Origin of the sequence: Paludibacillus litoralis (genome assembly GCF_037646705.1) — a bacterium.
GTDB classification, from domain to species: domain Bacteria; phylum Pseudomonadota; class Alphaproteobacteria; order Rhodobacterales; family Rhodobacteraceae; genus Pikeienuella; species Pikeienuella litoralis.
Genome location: NZ_JBBHER010000001.1, coordinates 218,105 through 243,231 on the forward strand (window position 1 = coordinate 218,105; position 25,127 = coordinate 243,231).

Annotated in this window: 22 protein-coding genes; 10 read left to right on the top strand and 12 right to left on the bottom strand. The window is 66.9% G+C overall.

From position 1 onward, the window contains the following. Positions 1-46 precede the first annotated feature (46 nt). Genes WG921_RS00985 through WG921_RS01000 form a run of 4 tightly spaced genes read left to right on the top strand, consistent with a single transcriptional unit; the run spans position 47 to position 3,864 of the window. The gene (locus tag WG921_RS00985) at positions 47-1,021 is read left to right on the top strand and encodes an ABC transporter permease (protein ID WP_340107296.1); all 975 of its coding nucleotides are present in this window, start codon (positions 47-49) and stop codon (positions 1,019-1,021) included. Then, complete coding sequence (locus tag WG921_RS00990; protein ID WP_340107297.1) at positions 1,021-1,905, top strand: ABC transporter permease; 885 nt, start codon at positions 1,021-1,023, stop codon at positions 1,903-1,905. The genes WG921_RS00985 and WG921_RS00990 overlap by 1 nt, the downstream gene beginning before the upstream one ends. A 1-nt stretch (position 1,906) precedes the next feature. Then, positions 1,907-2,890 (top strand): ABC transporter ATP-binding protein, encoded by a 984-nt coding sequence (locus WG921_RS00995; RefSeq protein WP_340107298.1) that lies wholly within the window; start codon positions 1,907-1,909, stop codon positions 2,888-2,890. Next, complete coding sequence (locus WG921_RS01000) at positions 2,887-3,864, top strand: ABC transporter ATP-binding protein (RefSeq protein WP_340107299.1); 978 nt, start codon at positions 2,887-2,889, stop codon at positions 3,862-3,864. The genes WG921_RS00995 and WG921_RS01000 overlap by 4 nt, the downstream gene beginning before the upstream one ends. 78 nt (positions 3,865-3,942) lie before the next feature. On the opposite strand, the gene WG921_RS01005 is transcribed toward WG921_RS01000, so the two are convergent. The 6 genes from WG921_RS01005 to WG921_RS01030 all read right to left on the bottom strand — a co-directional run bounded on the left by WG921_RS01005 (position 3,943) and on the right by WG921_RS01030 (position 11,437). Next, positions 3,943-5,040 (bottom strand): NAD(P)/FAD-dependent oxidoreductase, encoded by a 1,098-nt coding sequence (locus WG921_RS01005; protein WP_340107300.1) that lies wholly within the window; start codon positions 5,038-5,040, stop codon positions 3,943-3,945. After that, positions 5,040-6,059 carry a histone deacetylase family protein gene (locus WG921_RS01010; RefSeq protein WP_340107301.1) on the bottom strand — a complete coding sequence of 340 codons (1,020 nt, stop codon included), beginning with the start codon at positions 6,057-6,059 and terminating at the stop codon, positions 5,040-5,042. Before WG921_RS01010 ends, WG921_RS01005 begins: the two co-directional genes overlap by 1 nt. A 215-nt stretch (positions 6,060-6,274) precedes the next feature. Continuing rightward, positions 6,275-8,191 carry an excinuclease ABC subunit UvrC gene (uvrC, locus tag WG921_RS01015; RefSeq protein WP_340107302.1) on the bottom strand — a complete coding sequence of 639 codons (1,917 nt, stop codon included), beginning with the start codon at positions 8,189-8,191 and terminating at the stop codon, positions 6,275-6,277. A gap of 402 nt (positions 8,192-8,593) precedes the next feature. Further along, entirely contained in the window at positions 8,594-9,415 is an 822-nt protein-coding gene (locus WG921_RS01020) for an SDR family oxidoreductase (protein WP_340107303.1), read from the bottom strand. Continuing rightward, positions 9,412-10,356, bottom strand: coding sequence for a calcium/sodium antiporter (locus WG921_RS01025; protein WP_340107304.1), 945 nt, complete (start codon positions 10,354-10,356; stop codon positions 9,412-9,414). Before WG921_RS01025 ends, WG921_RS01020 begins: the two co-directional genes overlap by 4 nt. Before the next feature lie 256 nt (positions 10,357-10,612). Further along, complete coding sequence (locus tag WG921_RS01030) at positions 10,613-11,437, bottom strand: S49 family peptidase (RefSeq protein WP_340107305.1); 825 nt, start codon at positions 11,435-11,437, stop codon at positions 10,613-10,615. Between the two features lie 88 nt (positions 11,438-11,525). On the opposite strand from WG921_RS01030, the gene WG921_RS01035 reads away from it, so the two are divergent. The 4 genes from WG921_RS01035 to WG921_RS01050 all read left to right on the top strand — a co-directional run bounded on the left by WG921_RS01035 (position 11,526) and on the right by WG921_RS01050 (position 14,285). Next, positions 11,526-11,759, top strand: a complete 234-nt coding sequence (locus tag WG921_RS01035; RefSeq protein ID WP_413788550.1) for a YdcH family protein — start codon at positions 11,526-11,528, stop codon at positions 11,757-11,759. A gap of 72 nt (positions 11,760-11,831) precedes the next feature. Further along, positions 11,832-12,326, top strand: coding sequence for a 5-(carboxyamino)imidazole ribonucleotide mutase (gene purE / locus WG921_RS01040; protein ID WP_340107306.1), 495 nt, complete (start codon positions 11,832-11,834; stop codon positions 12,324-12,326). Next, positions 12,319-13,416, top strand: a complete 1,098-nt coding sequence (locus tag WG921_RS01045; RefSeq protein WP_340107307.1) for a 5-(carboxyamino)imidazole ribonucleotide synthase — start codon at positions 12,319-12,321, stop codon at positions 13,414-13,416. Before purE ends, WG921_RS01045 begins: the two co-directional genes overlap by 8 nt. A 2-nt stretch (positions 13,417-13,418) precedes the next feature. Next, positions 13,419-14,285, top strand: a complete 867-nt coding sequence (locus tag WG921_RS01050) for an acyltransferase family protein (protein WP_340107308.1) — start codon at positions 13,419-13,421, stop codon at positions 14,283-14,285. 5 nt (positions 14,286-14,290) lie between these two features. Here WG921_RS01050 and WG921_RS01055 read toward each other — a convergent pair whose 3' ends face one another. The 4 genes from WG921_RS01055 to WG921_RS01070 form a co-directional block, all read right to left on the bottom strand. Then, a complete protein-coding gene (locus WG921_RS01055) occupies positions 14,291-14,698 on the bottom strand; it encodes a carboxymuconolactone decarboxylase family protein (RefSeq protein WP_340107309.1) in 408 nt (135 codons plus the stop codon). Positions 14,699-14,972: 274 nt separating this feature from the next. After that, positions 14,973-15,932 carry an acetyl-CoA carboxylase carboxyltransferase subunit alpha gene (locus WG921_RS01060; RefSeq protein ID WP_340107310.1) on the bottom strand — a complete coding sequence of 320 codons (960 nt, stop codon included), beginning with the start codon at positions 15,930-15,932 and terminating at the stop codon, positions 14,973-14,975. A 77-nt stretch (positions 15,933-16,009) separates the two neighbouring features. Continuing rightward, complete coding sequence (locus WG921_RS01065) at positions 16,010-16,990, bottom strand: HpcH/HpaI aldolase/citrate lyase family protein (RefSeq protein ID WP_340107311.1); 981 nt, start codon at positions 16,988-16,990, stop codon at positions 16,010-16,012. A 93-nt stretch (positions 16,991-17,083) separates the two neighbouring features. Next, the gene (locus WG921_RS01070) at positions 17,084-17,590 is read right to left on the bottom strand and encodes a hypothetical protein (RefSeq protein WP_340107312.1); all 507 of its coding nucleotides are present in this window, start codon (positions 17,588-17,590) and stop codon (positions 17,084-17,086) included. A gap of 195 nt (positions 17,591-17,785) precedes the next feature. On the opposite strand from WG921_RS01070, the gene WG921_RS01075 reads away from it, so the two are divergent. Both WG921_RS01075 and WG921_RS01080 read left to right on the top strand, forming a co-directional pair. Then, positions 17,786-18,730 (top strand): carbon-nitrogen hydrolase family protein, encoded by a 945-nt coding sequence (locus WG921_RS01075; RefSeq protein WP_340107313.1) that lies wholly within the window; start codon positions 17,786-17,788, stop codon positions 18,728-18,730. 45 nt (positions 18,731-18,775) lie between these two features. Then, positions 18,776-21,529, top strand: coding sequence for an aminotransferase class I/II-fold pyridoxal phosphate-dependent enzyme (locus tag WG921_RS01080; RefSeq protein ID WP_340107314.1), 2,754 nt, complete (start codon positions 18,776-18,778; stop codon positions 21,527-21,529). 75 nt (positions 21,530-21,604) lie between these two features. Here the strand turns inward: WG921_RS01080 and WG921_RS01085 are convergent, their stop codons facing one another. Both WG921_RS01085 and WG921_RS01090 read right to left on the bottom strand, forming a co-directional pair. Continuing rightward, complete coding sequence (locus WG921_RS01085; protein WP_340107315.1) at positions 21,605-23,713, bottom strand: hypothetical protein; 2,109 nt, start codon at positions 23,711-23,713, stop codon at positions 21,605-21,607. 245 nt (positions 23,714-23,958) lie between these two features. Next, positions 23,959-25,127, bottom strand: a 1,169-nt coding sequence (locus WG921_RS01090; protein WP_413788551.1) for an Ig-like domain-containing protein, incomplete at its 5' end; no start/stop codon positions are given.

A 25,127-nucleotide genomic window follows, 5' to 3' on the forward strand; every position in this document is an offset into this window, starting at 1 on the left:
TTCCGGCCGGCGCGTCATCTGCGCGACTGATGGGAGATAAGGTCGAGTGACGGCGTTCATCATCAGACGACTTCTTTACGGCGCGCTCCTGCTGCTCGGCGTCGTGATCCTGAATTTTTTCCTGATCCGCCTCGCCCCCGGCGACCCGGCCGAGGTGATCGCCGGCGACATGGGCGGCGCGACGGCGGAGATGCTGGCCTCGATCCGGGCCGAATACGGGCTCGATCAGCCGCTCCTGACGCAGCTTTTCGCGTATCTGGGCGGGATCCTCAGAGGCGATCTCGGCCAGTCCTATTTCTTCAACCAGCCGGTTACGACGCTGATCGGCGCGCGGATCGGGCCGACCATCCTGCTCGTCGTCGCGGCGCAGGTCGTCGCCATCACGGTCGGAACGGCGATGGGCGTTTTCGCCGCGCGAAAGCCGAATGGCGTCTTCTCCGGCGTGGTCACGGTGATCGCGACGATCGGCTACGCGGTTCCGGTGTTCTGGCTCGGCATCATGCTGCTGATCCTGCTTGCGTCGATCATCCCGGCCTTCCCTGTCGCCGGAATGGAGGATGTGCGTCTGAGAGACGCGACATGGCTGGCGCAGATGGTGGACATCCTGCATCATCTTTTCCTTCCCGCCCTTTCGCTCGCGGTGATCTTCCTCGCGATCTACGCGAGACTGGCCCGCGCCTCGATGATCGACGTGCTCGGGGCGGACTACATCCGCACCGCGCGCGCCAAGGGCGCGTCTGAGCGGTCGGTGTTGTTCCATCATGCGCTGCGCAATGCGGCGCTGCCGATCATCACGGTCGCGGGGCTTCAATTCGGGGCGCTGATTTCCGGGGCGGTCCTGGTCGAGACGGTGTTCAACTGGCCCGGCCTCGGCACCCTCGCCTTCGATGCGATTCTCAGGCGGGACTACACGACGATCCTCGGCATTCTTTTCTTCGCCGCGATCATGGTGGTGATCGCCAATCTCGTGACCGATCTCTGTTATCGGCTCGCCGACCCGCGCCTACGGGAGAAGTTGTGATGACGACCGGGGTTCGAACCGAGCCGCAAGGCGTCGAGGCGCAAAGCCCGATGATGGACGCATGGCGGATGTTCCGGCGGAACGGGCCGGCGATGGCCGGTCTCGCCGTCCTGCTGATCATCATCCTCGCCACGATCTACGGCACGTTCTTCTATGGCGGCGACCCCTACGATATCGTCTGGGCGCCGCATGAGCCGCCGGGCGCGACGGCGGAATTCCCGCTCGGCACCGATTATCTCGGCCGGGACCTGCTCGCGGGGCTTCTGACCGGAGGCGGGCCGACCCTGATCGTCGGCGCGACGGCGGCGCTCATCACCATGGTGATCGGGGTCGCGGTCGGAGCGATTTCCGGCTTTTTTGGCGGCGCGGTCGACAATCTCCTGATGCGCTTCACCGAGTTCTTCCAGGTGCTGCCGGCGCTCCTCTTCGCCATGGTTCTGGTGACGCTGTTCTCGCCCTCCCTGACCACGATCGCCGTTTCGATCGGGGTCGTTTCGTGGCCGACGACGGCGCGGTTGGCGCGGGCGGAGTTCCTCAGGATCAAGCGGCTCGAATACGTCACCGCCGCGAGCGCGATCGGGGCGAAGAACGGGCGGATCATGTGGCGCGTGATCCTGCCGAACGCGTTGCCGCCATTGATCGTTTCGGCGACGCTGACCGTCGGCATCGCGATCCTTTTCGAGGCCGGGCTGTCCTTCCTCGGGCTCGGGGACCCGAACACCATGAGCTGGGGGCTGATGATCGGCGCGAATCGCGGCTATATCCTGACCGCATGGTGGCCGGTCACCTTCCCCGGCATCGCCATCTTCCTCACCGTTTTCGCCGTCTCGCTGATCGGCGACGGGCTGAACGACGCGTTCAACCCCAAACTCCGGGTCCGTTGAGATGGCGTTGCTCGATATCGAGGGGCTCCGGGTCGAGTTTGCGACCCGATATGGGCCGGTCACCGCGCTTGACGGCGTCTCGCTGCATGTGAACGCGGGCGAGACGCTGGGCGTCGTTGGCGAATCCGGTTGCGGCAAGTCGATCACCGCGCTCTCCGCGATGGGGTTGATCCCGTCGCCGCCCGGGCGCGTCGCCGCCGGCTCCATCCGTCTCGATGGAGAGGAGCTGGTTGGCGCGTCGGATCACCGGCTCCGGCAGCTTCGCGGCGCCGAGATCGCGATGATCTTCCAGGAGCCGATGACCTCTCTCAATCCGGTCTTCACCGCCGGGGATCAGATCGCGGAAGCGATCATGCTGCATCAGCATGTCGGGCGCGACGCGGCCAAGAAGGCCGCCGTCGCCTTGCTCGACCGGGTCGGCATTCCGGAGGCGAAACGGCGCGCGGACGATTTCCCGCACCAGCTTTCGGGCGGGATGCGCCAGCGGGTGATGATCGCGATGGCGGTCTCGTGCCAGCCGAAGGTGCTGATCGCGGATGAGCCGACCACCGCCCTCGACGTCACGGTGCAGGCGCAGATTTTCGATCTGCTGAACGACATCCAGCGCGATCTCGGCACCGCGATCGTCCTGATCACCCACGATATGGGCGCGATCGCGGAAATGGCGGATCGGGTCGCGGTGATGTACGCCGGCCGGGTGATCGAGGAGGGCGTGGCCGACGCCGTTCTCGATGAGCCCAAACACCCCTATTCGCGCGGGTTGATCGCCTGCATTCCGGCGCTTGGCAAGGATGACGAAGACACGCCCCCGCCGCTGGCCGAGATCCCCGGAGTCGTCCCGCCGCTGCATCTGCTCGGCGACGGCTGCGCCTTCGCGGATCGGTGCGCCAATCGGTTCGAGCGGTGCGACCGGGAAAGGCCGCTTCTGCGCGGCGACCCGGCGCATCCGGCGGCCTGCCACGCCGTGGAGGAGGGGCGGATATGAGCGTGATCCTGGAGGCGCGGGGTCTGACGGTGCGCTTCGCGCTGCCGCAGCGCAGGTTATTTGCGCCCCGTCAGCATCTGGAGGCGGTGAGAGAGGTCGATTTCACGCTGGAGGCGGGGCGCACGCTCGGCATCGTCGGAGAGAGCGGCTCGGGCAAGACCACGACCGCGATGGCGGCGATCCGTCTGACCGGGCCGGCGACCGGGGAGGTGCTGTTCGAGGGGGAGGATCTTTTCGCCCTCGACGCGGAGGACATGCGGAAACGGCGCAAGGATATCCAGCTCATCTTTCAGGATCCGTATTCCTCTCTCAACCCGCGCGACCGGGTGAACCATATCGTGCGCGAGCCGCTCGATCTGCTGAATATCGGCGATTCCGCCAGCCGCGACGCGCGCGTCGCGGAGTTGTTCGGCCTCGTCGGGCTTCGGCGCGATCAGCTCAATCTCTTTCCGCACCAGTTCTCGGGCGGGCAGCGCCAGCGCATCTCCATCGCCAGGGCGCTGGCGACGAACCCGAAACTGATCGTCTGCGATGAGCCGGTCTCTGCGCTCGATGTGGCGATACAGGCGCAGATCCTGAATCTGCTGGTGAAGCTGCAGGACGAGCTCGGGCTCAGCTATCTTTTCATCTCTCACGATCTCGGCGTGGTGCGGCAGGTCTGCCACGACATTGCGGTGATGTATCTGGGCCGGATCGTCGAGCGGGCGCCGAGGGCCGAGTTGTTCCGCATGCCGCGCCATCCCTACACGGAGGCGCTGCTCGGGGCCGCGCCGTCGTTGACGCGGCGGAAGTCGCAGGGATATGTCCGGCCCGCGAAGCTGAAAGGCGACCCGCCGAGCCCGATCAATCCGCCGCCGGGCTGCGCTTTCGCGGCCCGTTGCCCGAAAGCGCAACCGATTTGCCACGAGCTCCGTCCGGTGCTGGAGCCGCATGGGGCGGCGGAAGTCGCCTGCCACTTTCCAGCGGGGAGCTGAGCCGCGCCCCCGCCGCGCCATGATGACTGGCGGGAGCCCCCCGGCCGGGACGCGTTCGCGCGCGCCGCAGGGGCGGCCTCACGCAGTGAGGAGGCGATCAGGCGCGAGCGCGCGCCGAAGCGGTTCCGGCGTGCTTTCGCGCTTGAGAAGCGCGGCGGTCAGCCTGGCGAGCGCGGGCGCCGTCTGAACGCCGTATCCGCCTTGTCCCGCCAGCCAGAAGAAGCCGGGCGTGTCGGGGGCGAAGCCGACGGCGGGGGTGCGGTCGCGGGTGAAGCTGCGCAGACCGGCCCAGCTTCGCTCCACCCGCGTGACCGGCGCGGTCACCGCCTGCTCGTAGCGGTGCAACCCTTCGGCGAGAACCAGATCGTCGGGCCAGGCGTCCTGCGCCTCGACCGGGTCTTCGTCGGCGGGGGAGACCATCAGTTTTCCCGCCTCCGGCTTGGCGTACCAGGTTTCGGCCGCGGTCCCGAACAGCGGCCAGTTCCAGATATCGGCGCCGTCCGGCGCCGGGATGATGGCGGCGGAGCGGCGCATCGGCGTCACGCCGAGCGGGCGGGCGCCCGCCATGGCCGCGACGCCGTCCGCCCAGGCGCCGGCGGCGTTGACGAGGATCGGGGCGCGGAAGGTCTCGGTTTCGGTTCGGACCTCCCAGACCCCATCCGCGCGGCGGATCGCTCCCGCCCGGGCGCCGGTCGCGATGCGCCCGCCGCGGCGGCGGAGCAGCTTCGCATAGCCCTGCAACATCCGGTCCACGTCGATATCGCGGGCGTCGCGTTCAATGGCCGCCGCCGCTATGCGCTCGGGGCGGAGGATCGGCACGAGCTCCACCGCTTCTGCGGGGGAGAGCCAGTCCAGGCCCTCGGCTCCGGCGGCGTAGGCGTCAAGTTCGCCCACCTCGTCCTCCGCCGCGATCAGCATCTGGCCGCGGGGCGAAAGCAGGCTGCTCTCCGCCACGCCGTCCGGCTCGATGAAGAGCGGCTCCGCCATCGCGTTCAGCGCGCGGAGGGTCTCGTTGCCGTAATTGCGGATGAAGATCGCGGCCGAGCGTCCGGTCGAATGCGTTCCGATGGCGCCTTCCGCCTCCAGCACGACGACGCGAAAGTCGGCCGCCATCTCCGCCGCGGCGCTGATCCCGGCGACGCCGCCGCCGATCACGATGGCGTCGGGCGCGTCCATCAGCCTGCGGCGCCCTCGAGCGCCTTGGTCAGATTCGGGCCGAGATCGTCGGAGATGTACCCGCCCTCCTGCACCAGGAGAACCGGCGTTCCGACCCTGCGAATGGCGCTGGTGATTCGCTCGAATCCGGGCGTCGTCACCGCAAAGCCCTTCAGCGGGTCGTTGACGTGGGCGTCGAGGCCGAGGCCGACGATGATCACGTCGGCGCCGAAGCTGCGCACCCGCGCCAGCGCCGCGTGGAGCGTCTCGAGGAAGAGCGCGTCGTCCGCGCCCCGCGGCAATGGCAGGTTGAGATTGGCGCCGAGACCGGCGCCTTCGCCGCGTTCGTGGGCGTGGCCCCAGAAGAAGGGGTAGAACCGCGCGGGGTCCGCGTGGATCGACACCGTCAACACATCGGCGCGGCGATAGAAGATCCCCTGCGTGCCGTTGCCGTGATGAACGTCGACATCGACGATGGCGGGCCTGAGCCCGGCGGCGCGGAAATACTCCGCCGCGATCGCCGCGTTGTTCAGGAAGCAGAAGCCGCCAGCCATGTCTCCGAACGCGTGATGCCCGGGCGGGCGGCTCAGCGCGTAGACGGCGCGCTCCCCATCCAGCACCAGTTCGGCGGCGTGGAGCGCGGTCTGCGCCGACCAGTAGGCCGCCGCCCATGTGCCGGCCGCAATCGGGCAGGCGGTGTCGGCCTGATGATAGCCGGCCTGACCGACGGCGGATTTCGGATAGCTCGCGGTTCGGCGATCCGGGTGAACGTTCGGGATCACCTCGTCCCCGGCGCCTTCGATGCGCTGCCAGCGGGGATAGATGCCTTCGAGAAACGCGAGATACTCCGCGCTGTGGATGGCGGCGATGGGGCCGAGCCCGCGATCTTCCGGCGCGGTGAACGTGCAACCGGCCGCCTCCGCCGCCTGATGCAGGATACGAATTCTCGTCGGCTGCTCCGGATTGGGGGAGACGACGCCGTTCGCCATGAAATGCTTCGGGTCGTGGCGCCATTGGCGTTGGTCGAATACAGCTTTCATAGGGCCCTCGATCTCCCGATCCTGGCCGCGTCGAACGGCGAGGAGGCGACTTCAAACTGCGCCGCGAATCCCATCAGATGACGGATCGCGCGCGCTGCGGCATGTTCAGCATAAACCATGAGGTTCAGAAAGCACGCAACCGGACGCGCGTGAAAGTTTCCCCGCCGGGGGGCGGGCCGATCGTGATGGCGGCGCGCGCGCGTCAGGGGCGCGGGTCAGCCGTCGTCATTGAAGAAGTCATGGAGAGATTGCGCCATTTTCTCTGAAATGCCCTCGACGGACATCAGATCGGCGAGGCCCGCGCGCGCCACCGCCTTCGCCGAGCCGAAATGCGCGAGAAGCGCGCGTTTTCGCGCCGGGCCGACGCCGGGCGCGTCGTCCAGCGGTGAGCGGCTCATGGACTTCTTGCGCTTGGCGCGGTGAGCGCCGATGACGAAGCGGTGCGCCTCGTCGCGAAGGCGCTGGATGAAATACAGCGTCGGGTCGCGGTGCGGCAGGGCGAAGGGGCGCCCGCCCTCGGGGCGGTGGAACTCCTCCTTGCCGGCGTCGCGGTCGACGCCCTTGGCGACGCCGATCATGGCGACGTCGGCGACGCCCAGCTCCTCCATGATGCTCTTGACCGCGCTCACCTGTCCGGCGCCGCCGTCGATCAGGATGAGATCCGGCCATTCTGGCGTCTCGCGGTCAGGATCTTCACGCAGGAGCCGCTGAAAGCGGCGCGTCAGAACCTCTTTCATCATGCCGAAATCGTCGCCGGGCGTGAGGGAGGCGTCCTTGATGTTGAATTTCCGGTAGGCCTTGCGCTCGAAACCGTCCGGGCCGGCGACGATCATCGCGCCGACCGCATGCGCGCCCTGGATATGAGAGTTGTCGTAGACCTCGATCCGGCGCGGCGGCGCCTCCAGCCCGAAGGCTTCGGCGACCCCGGCCAGAAGCCGGGTCTGCGCCGCGCTCTCGGCCATGCGCCGGGCGAGCGCCTCCCGCGCGTTGGTCAGCGCATGTTCGACGAGCATGCGCTTCTCGCCGCGTTGCGGGCGCGCAAGAGTCACCTTGCGTCCGGCGGCGAGGCTGAGCGCCTCCTCGACCAGATCGCGATCCTCCGGCTCGCAGCTTGTCAGGACCAGCCGCGCCGGCGTTTTCCCGCCATAAAACTGGGCGAGGAAGGCGGCGAGGATTTCCTCCTCCGGCGCATCGGAGCCGGTGCGCGGAAAATAGGCGCGATTTCCCCAGTTCTGATGCGAGCGGAAGAAGAACACCTGAACGCAGGCCTGCCCGCCATCGGCGTGAACGGCGACGACATCGGCCTCCTCCACCGTTGCGGGATTGATCCCCTGCGCTTGCTGGACCCGGGTGAGCGCGGCGATCCGGTCGCGGTAGACCGCCGCTTGCTCAAACTCCATCTCCGCGGCGGCGGCGCGCATCTGTTCGGCCAGACCTTGCTGAACGGTCGTGGATTTTCCCTCGAGAAAGCGGACCGCGTCCGCGACCAGAGCCGCGTAGTCCTTCTTGCTGATCAACCCGACGCAAGGAGCGGAGCAACGTTTGATCTGGTGGAGAAGGCAGGGCCGGGTCCGGCTTTCGAATACGGAATCGGAGCAGGTTCGGAGCAGGAACGCCTTTTGCACCTGATTCAGAGTCCAATTCACCGCGCCGGCGGAGGCGAAGGGGCCGAAATAGCGGCCCGGCTGGGTCTTCGCGCCGCGGTGCTTCACGATCCTCGGAAAGTCGTGATCGCCGGTGATGAGGATATGCGCGAAGCTCTTGTCGTCGCGGAGGATCACATTGTAGCGCGGCTTCAGCTGTTTGATGAGATTGGCTTCGAGAAGCAGCGCCTCGGTTTCGGTCGGCGTGGTGACGAACATCATCGATGCGGTGGCGAGGATCATTCGCTGAATCCGCGCGCTGTTTCCCTGAAGGCGCGCATAGTTGGTCACGCGCGCGCGCAGCGAGCGGGCCTTGCCGACGTAGAGCACCTCGCCTTTCCTTCCCAGCATCCGGTAGACGCCGGGCCGCGTCGGCAGGCGCGGAAGATAGGCGCGGATCACATCCGGGCCGGTCGCGGCGTCGCCGCCCCTGGGGGACGCGTCCTCTTCGAAGCCGAGTCGGGCGCCAGTTTCAGGTGTGTCGGTCATGGGCGCAGTCTATCCGATCTTGTCATCCGTGCGGCGTGAGGGCGACGAAACGACGCCCGCGCCACACGGTCCGGCCGAATCCTCGGCCAGTGCGCGCCTGCCTCAATTTCCCCCCCGGATCAACGATTTTCATATCCCCCGTTTCTGTGGATAACTCTGTCCATAATATCGGCGCGAACGCGATTCATGAAGCAATCGTAACGGTTTTGTCATGTTGCCCAAAAAAGGGGCGGCGGCGTTAACTATTTGGATTTGCTGTTCTTTCTGAACGTCGAGTCGCCAAATGCGATAGCGCTTTCGGGATCGGTTGCGAATCGCCGCCCGCGATCTGGAAAGTGGAAAAGCTGGGCCGCCCGGGCGCAAAACAAGGGTTTCAGACGTCTCTGAGGCGGAAGCCCTAAGTCACTCGACGCCAAGCACATCCGGGGTTTTCCAGCCGAGGTGTTGGCCGCCGTCGACGGCGATCATCTGCCCGGTCAACGCGGGGGACGCGAGGATGAAGCGGAGCGTCGCGACGATATCATCGGGTCCGGCGCCGCGGCCGAGAAGGGTCGCGGCGCGCTGCGCGGCGAAATGGGGCGCGGACTGGCGCACGCCGCGCAAGGTGGGGCCGGGGCCGATTCCCATGACCCGAATCTGGGGCGCCAGCGCTTGCGCCGCCATCCGGGTGAACGCCCAAAGTCCCATCTTGGCGATCGAATAGGACATGAACATCGGCGTCGGCTTCAGCACGCGCTGGTCGATCATGTTGACGATGACGGCCGAGGCGAGAGGCTCGCCCGCCTGATCCCGCCCCGGCGGGGGGGCCTGAGCCGCGAAAAGCTGGGAGAGGCGAACCGGGGCGCGGAGATTGCTCTCCAGCGCGCGGTCCCATCCCGCGCGACTCATGCCGGTGAGGTCATCGAACTCGAAGATCGAGGCGTTGTTGACGAGACAGGTCAGCGGCGCGCCAAGCGCGGCGGCGGCCTCGTCGATCAGCTTCTCGGTTTCGGCCTCCGCCGTCAGATCCGCCCGGAGCGCCGCGCCTTTCCGGCCGGTCGCGCGGATCTCGGCGAGGGTCGCCTCGGCCTCGCTTTCGGCCTCGAGGTAACTGATCGCGACATTCCACCCGTCCGCCGCCAGCGCCAGCGCCATGGCGCGGCCGAGGCGTTTCGCGCCGCCGGTGATAAGTGCGGCCCCTGGCGTCATCATCGATCTCCGCGATTGTTGCGGCGCGCCGCTCACATTCTCGGTCCGAGCGCGAAAACGCAATAAACAACGTAGGCCGCCATGAAGACCAGCCCCCAGGCCCGGCCGATGCTGGCCCGCGTCATGATGAAGGGCGCCAGCGCCAGCGCGGTCGCGAGCATGATCCAGAGGTCGAGTTCGAAAAACCCGGCGGGCGTCGGCAGGTCTCCCACCAGGGCGGAGACGCCGAACACGCCAAGGATGTTGAACATGTTGGAGCCGACGACATTTCCGATCGCGACATCGGCATGGCGGCGCACGGCGGCCATCACCGTTGTCGCCAGCTCCGGCAACGATGTTCCGACAGCGACGAGCGTAAGACCGATCGCCGTCTCGGAAATGCCGAAAGAGGTCGCCATCGACCGCGCGCCTTCGATCAGAAGATGAGCGCCGATCGGCAGGCCGATCACGCCGATGGCGATGCTGAGGGCGATCATCGGCGCGGACATGCAATCGGGCGCGTCCGCCTCGAGATCCAGCTCGATCCTCCCATTTTGCGCCAGGAAATACGTGTCGCAAAGTACGGCGGCGAGCAGGAGGAGGAACGCGATCCCGGTCCAGGTGTAAAGACCGCCAAAGCCGCAAGCCGTGATCAGCGCCAGCGACGCGACGATCATCATCAGGAAGTTCCTGAGCACCCCTTTCTGGCTCACCGCGACCGGCGTGATGAGCGCGGGGATGCCGAGCACGAGAAGGACGTTGGCGATGTTGGACCCGACGATGTTGCCATAGACGAGGTCCGTGGCGCCGATGAGCGTCGCCTCGATCGAGACCAGCATTTCCGGCGCCGAGGTCCCGAAGGCGACGACCGTGAGGCTGACGACCAGCGCCGACACGCCGAGCCGAAGGCTGAGCGCCACCGCGCCCTTGACCAGCGAATCTCCGGTGAAGACGAGGAGCGCGAGCCCGGCGACGACGAAGGAAAGATCAATCACCATCGGCGGGGCGCCGCATCATGTTGAACCAGGGGGCCTGCGGTCATGGTGTTGGCGCGTCACCGCAAGAGCAGCGGTCGCCGCGCGCCGCCCAGGCCCCGCACGACGGACAGCGCACAAGATCTTCAGCTTCGTGAATCTTCTTATCCTTCTTCCTGCGCCGGAACACAGGTCTGGTTGCGCTGGATGCGCCCAGCCGGGCGACGACGAAAACTCCGAAGAGGACGGCGATAAAGATGAGAATCTTCGTCAACATCTCTCAGAGCCCGAACCGCGCGTAAAGGGCGCGCTCTTCGATCAGGCCGGCGGCGCCGTGAAGCGCATCCTCGACCCCGGGGCCGCCGAGCTTCTGAAAAAGGCTGCGGCGCGGGGCGATCACCCTGAATCTGACCGTATCGCCGAATCTGGCTTTCATGGTCGGGACGAGATGACCGATCCCGTCGATCAGGCCGACGGCCTGCGCTTCGGCGCCCACCCAGACCTCTCCGGTGAAGAGGTCGGCGTCGGCCAGCTTTCCGTCGCGGCGGGTTTTGACCTGCCGGATGAAATTCTCGTGGATCACCGTTTGCAGACGCTTGATTCGCGCCACGTCTTCGGCCCGCTCCGGCCGAAACGGGTCGAGTATGGATTTGGAGCGGCCCGCGGTGTGGACGCGCCGCTCGACCCCGTGTCTTTCAAGCAGGGTCTGGAAGCCGAATCCGGCGTAGATCACGCCGATCGAGCCGACGATGGAGTTGTCGTCGGCGAAGATCTCGTCGCCCGCCGTCGCCAGCCAATATCCGCCCGAAGCCGCCACATCCTCGCAGAAGGCGTAAACGGGCGTGGATTTCTCCTCCGCCAATCGCCTGATCCGCGCGGCGATCAACGCGCTCTGGGTCGGCGATCCGCCGGGGGAATTGATCGAAATCGCCACTGCGGCGAGCCGCTTTGGCGCGAAGGCGCGGGCGATGAGCGGCGCCAGCGCGGCGTCGCTCAGGCCGCGCCCGAACCCGGCCGCGCCAATGGCGCCGTTGAGGCGTAGCACGCTCACCACCGGCGAACGTCTGAAAAGGCTTGCGATTCCGTCGCCGAGAGCGTTCAACATGGATGCCTATTTAGGCGCGATACGGCGCGCGAACAACTAGCTGAGCAGGTTTTACGCGCCAGCCGGCGTCGGGGGATGGCGAGACGAGATGCGGGACATGACCGGGGCGGCCAATTTGATGGGCGAGCGCGAAGTGCTTCGCTACAAACTCGAAGAACTTCGCCGCCGGCATCGCTCGCTGGATGAAGCCGTGGCCGCGCTGGAGGTGACGGTGGCGGGGCGGGACTCGCTGGATCTTCGCCGGCTGAAAAAGCAGAAGCTGGCGCTGAAGGATGAAATCTCCCAACTCGAAGACGAACTCACCCCCGACATCATCGCCTGAACCGCGCTTGTCGCGCTCTCGCGCACGTCTATAGTGCGCGGGATTTTCAGCATGACCATTCGGGAGACAAGCATGACGGGAGACGCCCCCCTCGTCGGCATCGTGATGGGGAGCCAGTCCGACTGGCCGACGATGCGCCATGCCGCCGACGCGCTGGCCGCGCTTGGCGTCGCGCACGAGACGCGGATCGTCTCCGCGCACCGGACGCCGGACCGGATGTTCGCCTACGCCGAGGCGGCGGCGGGCCGGGGGCTTCGCGTCGTCATCGCGGGGGCGGGGGGCGCGGCGCATCTTCCCGGCATGATCGCGGCGAAGACGCGGCTTCCGGTTCTCGCCGTGCCGGTGCTCTCGAAGGCGCTGTCGGGGTGGGACAGTCTCCTCTCCATCGTGCAGATGCCGAAAGGCGTGCCGGTGGGAACGCTGGCGATCGGCGAGGCGGGCGCCGCGAACGCCGGGCTGCTCGCGGCCGCGATCCTCGCCACGACGGATCCGGCGCTGGCGACGCGGCTGGAGGCCTGGCGCGCGGCGCAGACGGACGCGGTTGCGGAGGCCCCGAAAGATGAATGAGATCGTCGGGCCCGGCGGAACGGTCGGCATTCTCGGCGGCGGCCAGTTGGGCCGGATGCTCGCCATCGCCGCGGCGCAACTGGGGCTGCGCGCGCATGTCTACGCCCCGGAGGCCGAGCCGCCCGCCGCCGATATCGCGCGGTTCACGCGCGGCGGATGGGACGATGCGGGCGCGCTCGCGGCCTTTGCGCGCTCGGTCGATGTCGTGACCTATGAATTCGAAAACGTTCCGGCGGCGGTGGTGGATGCGCTTGAGCCGCTTGTTCCCGTCAGGCCGGGCCGGAGGGCCCTGGCTGTGGCGCAGGACCGTGTGGTGGAGAAGACGTTTCTGAACGACGCCGGCGTCTCCACGGCGCCCTTTGCGGCGGTGGATGACGCGCGGAGCCTTGAGGCGGCGCTGGCCGCGATCGGCGCGCCGGCGATTCTGAAAACCCGCCGCTTCGGCTACGACGGCAAGGGCCAGGCGCGGATCATGACGGAAGACGCCGCGGCCGCCGCCATGGCGGAGATGAACGGAGCGCCGGCGATCCTGGAGGGGTTCATCCCCTTTCGCCGAGAGATCAGCGTGATCGCGGCGCGGGGCGCCGATGGGGCCGTCGCCGCGTTCGACCCGGGCGAGAACGCGCATGAGGCGGGCATCCTGCGGCGCACGACGGTCCCGGCCCGCTGCGGCGAGGCGACGGCGGAGGCGGCCAAGGCGATCGCCATGCGCATTCTCGCCGCCCTCGACTATGTCGGGGTGATCGGCGTCGAGTTTTTCGAGACGGAGGAAGGCGCTCTTCTGGTCAACGAGATCGCGCCCCGCGTTCATAACACCGGCCACTGGACCATCGAGGCGACCGCGACCGATCAGTTTCGCCAGCATATCAAGGCGGTCTGCCTCTGGCCGCTGGGCGACCCGACGCGCCATGCCGACGCGGAGATGGTCAACCTGATCGGCGGTGAAGCCGCCGACTGGGCGCGCCTCTCCTCCGAACCCGGCGCTGCGCTTCACCTTTATGGCAAGGCCGAAGCGCGGCCGGGCCGCAAGATGGGGCATGTGACGCGTCTTCGAGGAATCGCCGCCCCGTCTCCCCCTTCTGTTGCGTAGATATGCCTGAGCTTTCCGGTAGCGCTCGGGGTCGCGATGGCGGAGGAGCGGGGACGCGGAGAGCGCGGAACGGTGATATCGACCGGCTCCGTTTCGTGGGGGCGCTCGGAATCGTGTGGTTCCATATCGGCGCGCCGGGGGCTTCCGTTGGCCACGCCGCGCTACTCATGTTCATGATGCTCCTTGTCTATTTCAGCGCTGGGCGGCCGTTGGCCGAGCGCGCGCATCGGCTGCTCATGCCCTGGCTGATCTGGTCGGTGATCTATGGCGCGCTCAAGGTGGCCGACGCGATAGTGAGCGGTCATCCGCTATCAAGCGAGTTCGATTGGTGGATGTTGGCGACGGGCCCTTCGCTTCATCTCTGGTTTCTGCCGTTCAGCTTCGCGTTCGTCGTACTTTCCCGAGTTCTGGAGTCCAGCGCCGCGCAGATGGTTGCGGTTGTCGTCGGGATTGTCGCGCTCTGGGCGGCTGACGCCGTGAAGCTCCCGCCTCCCTTGGCGGAATGGGTGTTCGTCGCGCCCGCCGCGTTGACTGGCCTGGCGATGCGCTGGTGGCCGCCGTCGATCGTTCTGGGGATCGTGGTTGCGGCTACGATGATCTTGGCGTCGCTCGGTCCCAATTCGATGGTCGCGTGGAAGCTCTGCTTCGCGGCCCTCATTGTTCTCGTCGCTCTCCGGGGGGCTCGGGAGGGAACTCCCCGCTCCGCCTGGCTGGGTTCGCTGTCTCTTGGGATATATCTGGTCCATCCGGCGATTGCGGCGATGGCAATGCGCGTTGGTCTCGAGAACCGGCCATTCTATCTTGTCGTCGTCGGCGGCACGGTTGCGGTGGCGATACTCATCCGTCGCCATGCTCCGTGGCTGGCCTGAGCCGATCACCCCGCGTCGAAAACGTCGTCCACCGGGGTCTGGAGCGCGATGGCCAGCGTGTTGGTCTGCGCCGCCATGGCGACGACCTCGAGGAATTCTCCGTATTGCGCGTCGGTCATGCCTTTGGCGCGCGCGGCGGCGGTATGTGAATGCGCGCAGTAAGAGCAGTTATTGGCGATGGACACCGCGAGATAGACCAGCTCTTTCGTGAGGGGGGCGAGCCCACCCTCGCGCTCCGTCGCCATCACCGCCTTGAGGCGATTCCACGTCGCGCTCAGGGTGGGCGGATCGTTGGCGAGCGCGCGCCAGATATTGTTCACGAAGTCCGACCCGCGGGTTGCGCGGATATCGGCGAAGACGGCCGCGGCCTCCGGGCTCAGCTCGTCATCGGCCAGCAACTTTACGGTCGCCATGGAGCGCCCGCCTCAGCGGCGGCGCGGCGGGCGCCGCTCCCTGACCTTCACTGGGATCGGCTGCGGCGAGCGTTCACCCAACTGATCCAGCCAATCCGTAAGCGCGCCTATGATGTCGGACCATTTCAACGTGGCTCTCCCTTCACTCGAACGCACGACGCCATCGCGCCGTGAAGACAATGTGGGGTGTTTGAGCCGCGGAAGAAAGCGCCATTCGCAAAGAACGTTGAAAAAAGCTTCCCTGAAACCCGGGAGAACGACAGCGTTCCAACGCTCACTGGAGCGTCGCCTCGCCCATTTCCAGAAACTTCCGGCGCCGTCGCTTGCGGAGCTCTTGCGGGTCCCGGACGGACAGGGTCTTGAGCTCTTCTCCGATCGCGCGGCCGACAGCTTCGATCGCCGCGGCGGGAGCGCGCTGCGCGCCTCCCATCGGCTCCTTGATCACCCGGTCGACGACGCCGAGCTTGCGAAGGTCCTGCGCTGTCAGGCGCAGCGCCGCGGCCGCTTCGCGCATTTTCGCGGCGTCCTTCCAGAGGATGGAGGCGCAGCCTTCTGGTGTGATGACCGAATAGATCGAATGCTCGAGCATCATCACCCGGTCCCCGGTCGCGAGCGCGACCGCGCCGCCGGAGCCGCCTTCCCCGATCACCACGGCGATGAGCGGCGCGCCGAGACGGAGGCACATTTCGGTGGAGCGGGCGATCGCCTCCGCCTGTCCGCGCTCCTCGGCGCCCTTGCCGGGATAGGCGCCGGGCGTGTCGATCAGCGTGATGACGGGCAGGCGAAATCGATCCGCGAGCGCCATCAGGCGCGCGGCCTTCCGATAGCCCTCCGGGCGGGCCATGCCGAAGTTCCGCTCGATCCGCGCCTTGGTGTCGGCGCCTTTCTCCTGCCCGATCACCATCACCGGCTGATCGTCGAAGCGGGCGAGCCCGCCGATCACGGCGCGATCCTCGGCGAAATTCCGGTCTCCCGCCAGGGGCGTGAACTCGGTGAAGAGGGCGTCGACATAGGCCAGCGCGTGCGGACGGCTCGGATGTCTGGCGATCTGGCATTTTTGCCAGGGCGTCAGATTCGAGTAGAGCTCCTTCAGCAGCCGGTCCGCTTTGGCGTCGAGCTGCTTCGCTTCGGCTTCGGTGTCGACGCCGTCGCCCTGATGAGCGAGGGATCGGAGTTCGACCGCCTTGCCTTCTAGATCGGCGAGGCCCTTTTCAAATTCGAGGTAGCTCTGCATCCACTGCTCCAGCATCTGCGCATGCTGGAGATATCCATCGGCCGGGACGATTGCAATCGGCGCCCCGCCGGGGCGGGTCAGCCCGCCCCCGAGACGAGATCGGCCTGCGCGACGATCACCCGCGCCTGGCGCGATGACGCGAGGTCGATCAGCTTCCCGTCCAGCACCGCCGCGCCCTGGCCCGATTCCTCGGCGGCCTGCATGGCGGCGAGGATGCGCCGCGCCTGCTCGACCTTCTCGGCGGAGGGCGTGAAGATGGCGTTGGCCAACGCCACCTGTTTCGGATGGATCGCCCATTTGCCGACGCAGCCCAGCGTCGCGGAGCGCCGCGCCTGAGCCAGAAAGCCGGCCTCGTCCGAGAAATCGCCGAACGGCCCATCCACCGGCAAGAGCCCGTGCTGGCGGCAGGCGGCGACCATGCGGGCGATCGGATAGTGCCACGGGTCGGCCGGGGTCGCGGCGCGGACGTCGCCGGGGGCGCCGTTCGCGAGCATGACGTAATCGTCCTGGGTGCCGCCGATGCCGGTCACAGTCATGCCCATCGAAGCGGCGTAATCCGCGACGCCGAAGCTCATCGACTGCATGCGCGGCGATGAAGCCGCGATCTCGTCCACGTTCTGAACGCCGGCGGCGGATTCGATGAGCACCTCGAAGCCGATCCGTTTCGTCTTGCGGGCCGCCATCTCCGCCGCCGTCACCACGGCGTCCACGGCGTAGACGTCCTTTTCGTTGCCGACTTTCGGAATCATGATCGCGTCCAGCCGGTCGCCGGTCTCCTCGATCAGCGCGGTCACGTCATGGTGCCAGAATTCGGAATCGAGCGCGTTGATCCGGACCGAGAGCGTCTTGGTCCCCCAGTCGATGTTGTTCACGGCCTCGATCACCGCCTTTCGCGCCGCAGGCTTGTCGGCCGGCGCCACGCTGTCCTCAAGATCGAGATTGACGACGTCGGCGGCGGAGACGGCCATTTTCGGGAACAGTTCCGGGCGCGAGCCGGGGCCGAAGAGCTGGCAGCGATTCAGGCGGGCGGGGCCGGCGGGCTGGACGTTGAAGCTCATCGAGGCTCTTTTCTTTAGGTAAGATTCGGTCGGATGAAGGCGTCCATGGCGTATAATGTTGCGCCGCCACATGTCAAACGCCAGCGTCCAGAGCTAGATGAGCGGGTCATACGCCCATTGAAGAAGCGCCTGACGCTGCCGCGGCCTGCAGAAGACGTCCCCCGGGTCGCAATTCGCGCGAATCTGCCCCGCGTGCCGGGCGAACCCTCTCCATCTTCCGATCTGGATCCGGTCGATATCGTCCAGCCGCCGCCCGAGATGGTAGCGGCAATACCATTGGAACCAGCCTCGCGGATCGGGGCCGTAGATCCAGCCCTTTTCCCGCCAGACTCCGAGCGATTGGCGGCTTTTGACGCCGAAATAATTCAGCTCCGGGTTCGGCTTGCGGCTGAGTTTCGCGTCCTGAAACCATTCGGCCGGAAACTCTCCGGCGCAGTCGGTGAGGTAGCGGCCTTCGAAAACCCCCATTTCGAGCATCTCGCGCGGAGAAAGATGCGGCTTGAAATTCGCGGCGAAGCGCTCGCCGGCCGGGGCCGCCAGTTCGTAGCGGTAGCCGCTCTGCATCCGGTCGTTGACCACGATCTCGGTTCGGTCGGTCATCGCGCGCTCAAGGCCTCCATCCGAACTCTCCCGGCGTCGGGTGACGCCAGCCAAGGTAGCGAGGCGCCGCGGAACCTGAAAGAGCGGTCTGATGAATCGGGTTCGATCGCGCTCGGCCGCCGACATGCTGCTGGCCGCGAGGCCGCTGACCGCGCATACTGATCGGCCATATCTCATTGAGGAGCCGGATCGAGCATGACCCCTTTCGCAATCGCGGGTGTTCAGATGCATGTCTCCGCGCTCCACTCGAATGTCGACGCCATGCGCCAGCGTCTCGACGTTCTGATGGCGCGCTTTCCCTGGGTGCAGATGGCTCTTTTCAGCGAGCTGGCGCCTCTTGGGCCGCTGGACCGGTTCGCGCAGCCGTTCCCGAACGAGACGATCGCGCAATTTCAGGCGGATGCGCGCCGTCACGGGATCTGGTTGATTCCGGGCTCAATGTTCGAACGAGGCGCGGACGGGCTTGTCCGCAATGTCTCGGTCGTCATCGATCCGGCGGGCGAGATCGTCGCCAGATACGCCAAGATGTTCCCGTTCAAGCCCTATGAGGCGGGGATCGAGGCGGGACGGGATTTCTGCGTCTTCGACGTGCCCGAGGTCGGGCGGTTCGGCCTCTCGATCTGCTATGACATCTGGTTCCCCGAGACGACGCGCCATCTGACGGCGCAGGGGGTCGAGGTGCTGCTGCATCCGGTCCTGACCGGCACGACCGACCGCGACGCCGAGATCGCCATCGCCCGCGCCACCGCGGCGCAGTTCCAGTGCTACGTGTTCGACGTCAACGGGCTCGGCGCAGGCGGCGTCGGCCGGAGCCTCGTCGTGGATCCGGCCGCGACCGTGCTTCATCAGTCCGCGGGGCAGGAGGACCTGTTTCCGATCGAGATCGATCTCGCCCGTGTGCGCCGCCAGCGCGAGACCGGGCTGAAAGGCCTCGGGCAGGTGTTGAAAAGCTTTCGTGACCGTTCGGCGGAGTTTCCGGTCTATGATCGCGCCGCGGGGGCGGACGCGTATCTTCACACGCTCGGGCCGCTGGAGATTCCGGCCAAGGGCTCGCGCGCGGGAATGGCGGCCCCGGATCCGCGCGCGGCGGCGGGCCCATATCGCGCGCCGCCGGCGGCGCCGAAGGGCGGCCCCGGCTGACGCAAGTGGAAGTCGGCGGCCTTGTCGTCGCTTGAGGAGAGTTCGATGTCCCAGAACACGCCTGAATCCGGACTTCCATCCATCGGCGACTATTACAGCGCCACCCAGCTTCGCGCGGATCGCTGGAGCACGCTGCGGGAGACGACGGAGTCGCTCTCACGACATGGGCACGCGGGGCTTCGGGGGGCGAAGCTGGTCGCGGAGGCGGAGGCGATCCTGGCTGCGCTCGCGCCGATCGAGCGATATTGGGCTTTTCCCGGCTACGCCGCGTTCTCACATCTGAAAAAGATGCTGGCGACCCGCGCGATCGGCGAGCTTTCTTTCGCGACGCGGCGGGTCGCGCGGGCGCTCTCCACCGGCGCCTATCGGCGGCGGGCGGTCCCGCTGACGACAGGCGACACGGATACCGACGATCTCGATGGAGACGTGAGCCTCTCGCCGGGCGCGCGGGCGCTCGGCCGGCCCTATTTCGAAGTGCTGATCGTCGACAATGTGACCGAGCCGCAAGAGCGGTGGCTGCGCGCCAGCCTGCTGGACATGCGCCGCCCGGAGGACAGTTTCATCTATGAGCCGGTCGTCGTGCCGAGCCTTGAAGACGCGCTGATCGGCATTCTCTTCAACCATAATGTGCAGGCCGTCGTCGTGCGGCCCGGATTGAGGTTGAAGTCTCTGAACAAGCTGCCGATCCTGAAAAGCTATCTGAACCGGGTCGGCGACGACGAGGACGTCGATGGACTGGAGCCGAGCCATTACGGCCCGGAAGCGTGCCGTCTGATCGCCAAGGTGCGGCCGGAGCTGGACACGTATCTGGTGACGGATCGTTCGGTGGAGGATATCGCGGGGCTGGATCTGGGGCTCTGCCGGCGCGTTTTCTACAATCAGGAGGATTTTCTCGAACTCCACCTGAACATTCTTCGCGGCGTCATGCGGCGCTACAAGACACCGTTCTTCACCGCGTTGACCGAATATTCAAAACAGCCGACCGGGGTTTTCCACGCGTTGCCGATCAGCCGGGGCAAGTCGATCACCCGCAGCCACTGGATCAGGGATATGGGGGAGTTCTATGGCCCCAACATATTCCTGGCCGAGACCTCGGCGACCTCCGGCGGGCTCGACAGCCTTCTGGAGCCGCGCGGCCCGATCAAGGAGGCGCAGGAATACGCCTCGCGCGCGTTTGGCTCGAAACAGACGTTTTTCGCCACCAACGGCACGTCCACATGCAACAAGATCGTCGTGCAGGCGCTGATCCGGCCCGGCGATATCGTCCTGGTCGACCGCGACTGCCATAAATCGCACCATTACGGCATGGTGCTGGCGGGCGCGAATGTCGTCTACATGGATAGTTATCCGCTCCATGAGTATTCGATGTACGGCGCGGTGCCGCTCCGCGACGTGAAGGGCAAATTGTTGGCGCTGAAGGCGGCTGGCAAGCTCGACCGGGTGCGGATGATCCTTCTGACCAACTGCACGTTCGATGGCGTGGTCTACAATGTCGAGCGGGTGATGGAGGAATGCCTCGCGATCAAGAAAGACCTGGTCTTCCTCTGGGATGAAGCCTGGTTCGCATTCGCCCGGTTTGCGCCGACCTATCGTCAGCGGACCGGTATGAACGCGGCCGAAGTCCTGAGAGCGCGGCTCCGGACCGAGGCGCACGCGGCGGCCTACGCCCGCCAGCAGGAGGAGCTGAAGGACGCCGATGACGAGGCGCTGCTCGCCGCCCGGCTGATTCCGCCGCCGGATGCGCGCGTGCGGGTCTATGCGACGCAATCGACCCACAAGACGCTGACCGCGCTCCGGCAGGGCTCGATGATCCATGTCAACGATCAGGATTTCAAAGGCGAAGTGGAGCAGGCCTTCCACGAAGCCTACATGACGCACACGTCCACCTCGCCGAATTATCAGATCATCGCGTCGCTCGATGTCGGCCGGCGGCAGGTGGAGCTGGAGGGGTTCGAATTCGTTCAGCATCAGATCGAGGCGGCGATGGGGATCCGCCGGGCGGTGGCGACGCATCCGCTCCTGAAGAAGTATTTCCGGATCCTGAGCTCGGAGGACATGATCCCCGGCGAATACCGCGAAAGCGGCGCGACCAGCTTCTATGATCCGGATCAGGGCTGGTCCGACAAGTGGGAGTCATGGTCGCGGGACGAATTCGTTCTCGACCCGACGCGGGTGACGTTGGCGGTCGGCGGCACCGGCTGGGATGGCGATACGTTCAAGACCCGTATCCTGATGGACAAATACGGGATTCAGATCAACAAGACCTCGCGCAACACCGTTCTTTTCATGACGAATATCGGCACCACGCGCTCTTCGGTCGCCTATCTGATCGAAGTGCTGGTGGAGATCGCAAAGGGGCTGGACGAGCTTCAGGACGACGCCTCGAAAATGGAGCGGCTGGGCTTCGAGCGGCGGGTGCGGAGCCTGATCGAACAGGTGCCTCCTTTGCCTGACTTCAGCCGGTTCCATGACGCTTTCCGCTCCGGCGACGCGACGCCGGAGGGAGACATCCGCAGCGCCTTCTTCCTCGCCTATGACGAAGACAAATGCGACTACTTGGAGCTGGACGGCTCGCTCAAGGCCGCGCTCGAGGAGGGGAGGGATGTCGTCTCGGCCAGCTTCATCATACCCTATCCGCCCGGTTTCCCGATCCTGGTGCCGGGGCAGGTCATAAGCAAAGAGATTTGCGCCTTCATGCGTGCGCTGGATGTGAGCGAGATCCACGGATACCGGCCGGATCTGGGCCTTCGGGTGTTCACGGACGCGGCGCTGGCGGAGCAGGCGGAAAAGCGGGCCTGAAACGGGGCGAGGGCGCCGCCCGATCCCTGAGCCGAGATCATGGTCTGGGGAGAGAGCGCGCCGCGGCGGCGCGCGTCACTCCGGCGCCGCTTCCGGCTTCCCGATCCGGTCGTCGGGCCCGTCATAGCGATAGACGAAGAGCCGCCCGGTCGGCTCTTCGTTCAGGGCCGACGCTCCTTTCGGGTTGCGCGCGAGCGTGTAGGCGATCGCTTCGGCGTGGAGGGGCCTTCCGGCGGCGTCCCGGTCTCGGATCAGAAGGCCGTGCGCGGTGAAATGCGTGGTGACGTTCCGGCGGCTCCGCTCCCATCCCAGAAGCCGGCCGTCCGGGGCGTAATCCAGCCGGTCGGACCAGTCTCGCAGGGGCCAGATCAATGGGTCGACATAGCGGCGCTCTTTCCTGGCGGCGGTATGGTCGATCCGGATCAGACGCGCCGCGCCCGGGCGCGCGGGGTCCGGCTGATAGACGCGGTCTTCATGGGCGGGATAGAGCATGCTGAAGAACGCCGGCGCGGAAAATTCCGCGCCGTTGTCGGCGATCAAGGCGATGTCCACACGAGGGCTGATCACGTCGGGCCTGAGCGCGGTCGGGCTCGGCGGGGCCCATTCGAGAGTGATTTCCACGCGCGTGCCGCGCTCGTCAAGCGGCCGGATCGAGACGCGCGTCTCATCGCCTTGCGTCAACCGCCAGTGAAAGCGCAGCGCTCGGCCGTTGGGATCCAGGGTGTCGGCCGCGGTGAGGATATAGCGCCGGGTGAATCCCGCGCCGCGCCAGACGCGCGCGACCGCCGAGGGCGTGTCGAACAATCGCTCTTCGCCCGGGGCGGCGCCGCCGATCAGGCCGGGGATGCGCCCGCCAGTATCCTCGGACTCGACCCGGAGCCGCGCGACCGGGGGAATCTCCTCCACCTTCAGGCTGTTTGCGATGGCGATGATCCGCGCAAGGTCGATCCGCCCGGGGTCGAACACCACCGGATGCGCCTTTGCGGAGAGATAGGCGGCGGCGTCATCGACGCCCCTTTGTCCGCGCCGGAAGACCTGCTGGATCATCGGCGCGATCAGGCCGCGCTCTTCGAGAAACGCCTTCACGTTCGGGGGGAATGCGGCGAGGATCGCGCGCGCCGCCTCCAGGAGCGGAATGTCCGAGTGCGAAGAGCCTTGCGAGACCAGCATGTACGGGGTGTTGGCCGGGAAAAGATCGCCGTGGCCGGGGGTCGCGTCGCCCCCTTTGGCGCCCGAGGGCGGGATCTCGGGGTCGTAATCGCGGTGCTCCGGGAAGACATAGAGATGGTTGGCCCTGTAAAGCTGCGCCAGCCCGGCCGGGCCATCCGCGCTGGTCAGCGCCAGCCGCGCCTGGCTCCGCCAGAGCGGCCCGTTCAACGCGGTGGAGGAGTTGCCGATGGTGATGCGGTTGAAGAGGATCTGCGTGTTGAGGCCATAGTGAACGCCGGCCGCCCGCGCCTCCGGTCCATAGACGACATGGCTGATTTGCGTCGGCAATTTCCGTGAGAGGGCGGAGTGGCCATCGTCCCGGTTGTCGTAGAGGTCGCCGACATTCCCGGCCGCGCGCCCACGGGCGACCCAGGTCTGCAATGTGGCGAGCGGCCCCGAGAGCTCGCCATCGGCCACGGGATAGCGGCGCATCGCGTCCAGCATCTCGAACCGGGAGAGGAGGCGCCCGTCGGCCGGGCTCCAAACGGTGTTCGCGGCCGAGACCCGCGCCTCGCCATTGTCGACGCGCGTCGGCGCCGGCGTTTTCGGCGCGGCGGCCGCCGGCGCGTCGGCGAGCAACGCCGTGACGCGCGGGTCGTTGATGAACTGGTTCAGCGGCGGGCGCGCGAGCAATGCGTCGACATCCGGCAGGCCGAGCGGGATCGCGAGCGTCAGCGCGGCGAGCGCGCCCTCTCTGTCGCCGGTGGCGGCCGCCAGCACCGCGCCGTCGGCGTGCAGCCGCGCCGCGCCGCGGTGGCGCTCCCGCAATTGGTCGATCAACGCTGTCGCGCCTTCGATGTCGCCGGAAGCGGCGATCCGCGCCGCGTTGCGCTCCGCGGCGACGAGCCCCGGCATCTCGAAAAGCCCGACGCCGCCGTAACCCGGCGTCCCGCCCCCGCCGTCGGCGGCGGCGGTGGCGGCGGCGAGCAGGCAGCAAGCCGCCATCGCGGCGCGGCGCGGCCAGGCGCGGCTCACGTCGGAATTCCGGTGAACACGTCGTGCGGGATGCGCATGTCTCTCCAACTGTCTGACGGTGGCCGGATGGGAGCACCCTTGGTATGCGCGATGTTGTCATGGTCGACGGCGTGATGGAAGGCTCCCGCCTTCGCTCGGACCGGCGCGGAGAACGCCGCCTTGCGCCGCGACAGCCTTGCGCCGCCATTCCGCGAGGAACGGCGGCGGCTTTCGTCTTGTCGCCGGTCAGCGCCGGCGGGCGGCGGTCAGGCCGCGAACCAGAGCGCTTCGAACTCCCCTGCGGAAGCGCCGGTGAGCATGATCTCGATCTCCCCTGTCGTCGCCGCGTCGATCTCGATTTCGATCAGCGCATGCGCCTCGTCGAGCCGCTGAAGCGAAAATCCTTCAACCTGCTCCAGAGACAGGAGATCCTCGACGCTGCGAATCCAGGGTTGGACCCCGGAATAGCTCCCGTCGCTCATCCTCTCGGCGAAAACGCCGGGTTCGAAATGAGCGAAGGTGAAACGATCATGCTCGGCAAAGTTCAGATCCACGACGAGATCGCGGTCGCCATCTTCGATATGTGCGCCGTAGAAGACGAAATTGTCGGCGCCGTCTCCGCCGATCATGGTATCGCTACCCTGATTGCCGGTCAGCCGATCGTCGCCGGCTCCCCCTTCCAGCCAATCGTCGCCGCCCCGGGTGTAGAGAACGTCGTCGCCAGCCCCGCCGATCACGACGTCGTCGCTGTGTGGTGTGGCGAGATTGTCGTTCCCGTCGCCGCCCTGATGTGTGACGGGGCCGACGGCGTTCAGGGTGATCTCGAGCTCGGCGGTTCCCTTTCCGCCGCGCCCGTCCGAGACGGTGTACAGGATCGTGTCGGTGGCGGCGCGCACGCCCATGGGCAATTCGGCCGCTTCGTAGTGAATCTGGCCGTCGACGATCTCGACGCGGGAGCCGAGAGCCGAAGCCGCGTGCCCGGCGAGGAAGGCGTCGTCGCCGAGAGCGTCATTCGCCAGCACGTCGACGAGGGCCGTGGCTCCGGCCTGTATCTCGACGCTGTCCGCCGCCATCGACGACGTGAAGTCGGCGTCGCTGCGGTCTTCGCCCGCGAAGGTGATGTCGATGGTCTGCGCGCCGCCGGCCCTGTCGATCTCGAGCCGCATGTCCGCCTCGCCCCCGGAGGCGAGGCGCACATCGTCGTTCAGCGCGAAAGCGAAGAGATCGTCCAGGCTTTCGATGGGGTGTTCGGAGCCGTCGATGGCGATTCGGTCGCCGCCGGCGAAGTCGATGTCGCGAATATGGGTCCGGGTGCCGGCCGCCTGGTCCTCGATCACGAAAAGATCGGCGCCCGCGCCTCCGGTCAGATCGTCGTCGCCGCCGAGCCCGTTCAGCGTGTCGTCGCCGTCGCCGCCGATCAGCTCGTCATCGCCGT